The 2,951-nt window shown below is 54.4% G+C and carries 1 rRNA gene; it reads left to right on the top strand.

Going from position 1 to position 2,951, the window contains the following annotated elements:
- Positions 1 to 29: 29 nt before the first annotated feature.
- Positions 30 to 2,943: ribosomal RNA gene (locus KNQ14_RS16555) — 23S ribosomal RNA — on the top strand.
- Positions 2,944 to 2,951: the final 8 nt, after the last annotated feature.

The following is a 2,951-nucleotide window of genomic DNA, read 5'->3' as shown; positions in this document are numbered from 1 at the left end:
AGACGTGTGTTCTTAGAATACCAACGCTAGATCAAGGTATGAAGGGCGTACGGTGGATGCCTTGGCACTAGGAGCCGATGAAGGACGCGACGAACAGCGATATGCTTCGGGGAGCAGTAAGTATGCTTTGATCCGAAGATTTCCGAATGGGGGAACCCACCATCCGTAATGGGATGGGACATGTTACATGAATACATAGTGTAGCGTGAGGCAGACCCGGGGAACTGAAACATCTAAGTACCCGGAGGAAGAGAAAGCAAATGCGATTCCCTGAGTAGCGGCGAGCGAAACGGGAACAGCCCAAACCGGAGAGCATGCTCTTCGGGGTTGTAGGACACTCTATACGGAGTCAAAAAGGAAGACAGTAGGTGAAGGACCTGGAAAGGTCGGCCGAAGAAGGTGACAGCCCTGTAGCTGAAACTGTTTTCCCTCCAGAGTGGATCCTGAGTACGGCGGGACACGTGAAACCCCGTCGGAATCCGGGAGGACCATCTCCCAAGGCTAAATACTCCCTAGTGACCGATAGTGAACCAGTACCGTGAGGGAAAGGTGAAAAGCACCCCGGAAGGGGAGTGAAATAGATCCTGAAACCGTATGCCTACAAGTAGTCAGAGCCCGTTAACGGGTGATGGCGTGCCTTTTGTAGAATGAACCGGCGAGTTACGATAACGCGCGAGGTTAAGCCGATGAGGCGGAGCCGTAGCGAAAGCGAGTCTGAACAGGGCGTTCAGTGCGTTGTCGTAGACCCGAAACCAGGTGATCTACCCATGTCCAGGATGAAGGTCAGGTAACACTGACTGGAGGTCCGAACCCACGCACGTTGAAAAGTGCGGGGATGAGGTGTGGGTAGCGGTGAAATGCCAATCGAACCTGGAGATAGCTGGTTCTCCCCGAAATAGCTTTAGGGCTAGCCTCGAGGTTGAGAGTTCTGGAGGTAGAGCACTGATTGGACTAGGGGCCCCCACAGGGTTACCGAATTCAGTTAAACTCCGAATGCCAGCAACTTATACTCGGGAGTCAGACTGCGAGTGATAAGATCCGTAGTCAAGAGGGAAACAGCCCAGACCGCCAGCTAAGGTCCCAAAGTGTATGTTAAGTGGAAAAGGATGTGGCGCTGCCTAGACAGCTAGGATGTTGGCTTAGAAGCAGCCACCATTCAAAGAGTGCGTAATAGCTCACTAGTCGAGTGGCGCCGCGCCGAAAATGTAACGGGGCTAAACATACCACCGAAGCTGCGGATTCCGTAAGGAATGGTAGGGGAGCGTTCCAAACCGCTGCGAAGCTGTACCGGAAGGAGCAGTGGAGCGTTTGGAAGTGAGAATGCCGGTGTGAGTAGCGAAAAGAGGGGTGAGAATCCCCTCCGTCGAAAGCCCAAGGTTTCCTGAGGAAGGCTCGTCCGCTCAGGGTTAGTCTGGACCTAAGCCGAGGCCGAAAGGCGTAGGCGATGGATAACAGGTTGATATTCCTGTACCGCCGATCCACCGTTTGAACAATGGGGGGACGCAGGAGGATAGTGACGCATGCGGATGGAAGTGCATGTGCAAGTTTCAAGACCGTCTGATTGGCAAATCCGTCAGGCACCAAAGTCAAGGAACGACGCGGAGTCCCGTAGGGACGTAGGTCACGATTTCACACTGCCAAGAAAAGCCTCTAGTGAGGGGGAAGGCGCCAGTACCGTAAACCGACACAGGTAGGCGAGATGAGAATTCTAAGACGCGCGGGATAACTCTCGTTAAGGAACTCGGCAAAATGGTCCCGTAACTTCGGGAGAAGGGACGCTCTACATGAGTAGAGCCGCAGTGAATAGGCCCAAACGACTGTTTAGCAAAAACACAGGTCTCTGCTAAATCGCAAGATGACGTATAGGGGCTGACGCCTGCCCGGTGCTGGAAGGTTAAGGGGATGGGTTAGCGCAAGCGAAGCTTTGAACCGAAGCCCCAGTAAACGGCGGCCGTAACTATAACGGTCCTAAGGTAGCGAAATTCCTTGTCGGGTAAGTTCCGACCCGCACGAAAGGCGTAACGATTTGGGCACTGTCTCAACGAGAGACCCGGTGAAATCATAGTACCTGTGAAGATGCAGGTTACCCGCGACAGGACGGAAAGACCCCATGGAGCTTTACTACAGCCTGATATTGAGGCTTTGTGCATGATGTACAGGATAGGCGGGAGACGTCGAGCCCGGAGCGCCAGCTTCGGAGGAGTCACCCTTGGGATACCGCCCTTCATGCATAGAGTCTCTAACTCGCAGCCGTGATCCGGCTGGAGGACCGTGTCAGGCGGGTAGTTTGACTGGGGCGGTCGCCTCCTAAACAGTAACGGAGGCGCCCAAAGGTTCCCTCAGAATGGTTGGAAATCATTCGTAGAGCGCAAAGGCAGAAGGGAGCTTGACTGCGAGACCTACAAGTCGAGCAGGGACGAAAGTCGGGCTTAGTGATCCGGTGGTTCCGCATGGAAGGGCCATCGCTCAACGGATAAAAGCTACCCTGGGGATAACAGGCTGATCTCCCCCAAGAGTCCACATCGACGGGGAGGTTTGGCACCTCGATGTCGGCTCATCGCATCCTGGGGCTGGAGTAGGTCCCAAGGGTTGGGCTGTTCGCCCATTAAAGCGGTACGCGAGCTGGGTTCAGAACGTCGTGAGACAGTTCGGTCCCTATCCGTCGTGGGCGCAGGAAATTTGAGGAGAGCTGTCCTTAGTACGAGAGGACCGGGATGGACGCACCGCTGGTGTACCAGTTGTTCCGCCAGGAGCATCGCTGGGTAGCTACGTGCGGACGGGATAAATGCTGAAAGCATCTAAGCATGAAGCCCCCTCCAAGATGAGATTTCCCTTTGAGTAATCAAGAAAGACCCCTCAGAGACGATGAGGTAGATAGGTCACGGGTGGAAGCATGGCGACATGTGGAGCTGAGTGATACTAATCGGTCGAGGCCTTGTTCTAGCAGATGC

The organism is Exiguobacterium sp. s161 (assembly GCF_018619045.1).
GTDB classification, from domain to species: domain Bacteria; phylum Bacillota; class Bacilli; order Exiguobacteriales; family Exiguobacteriaceae; genus Exiguobacterium_A; species Exiguobacterium_A indicum.
This window is presented reverse-complemented; position numbering and strand designations above follow the sequence as displayed.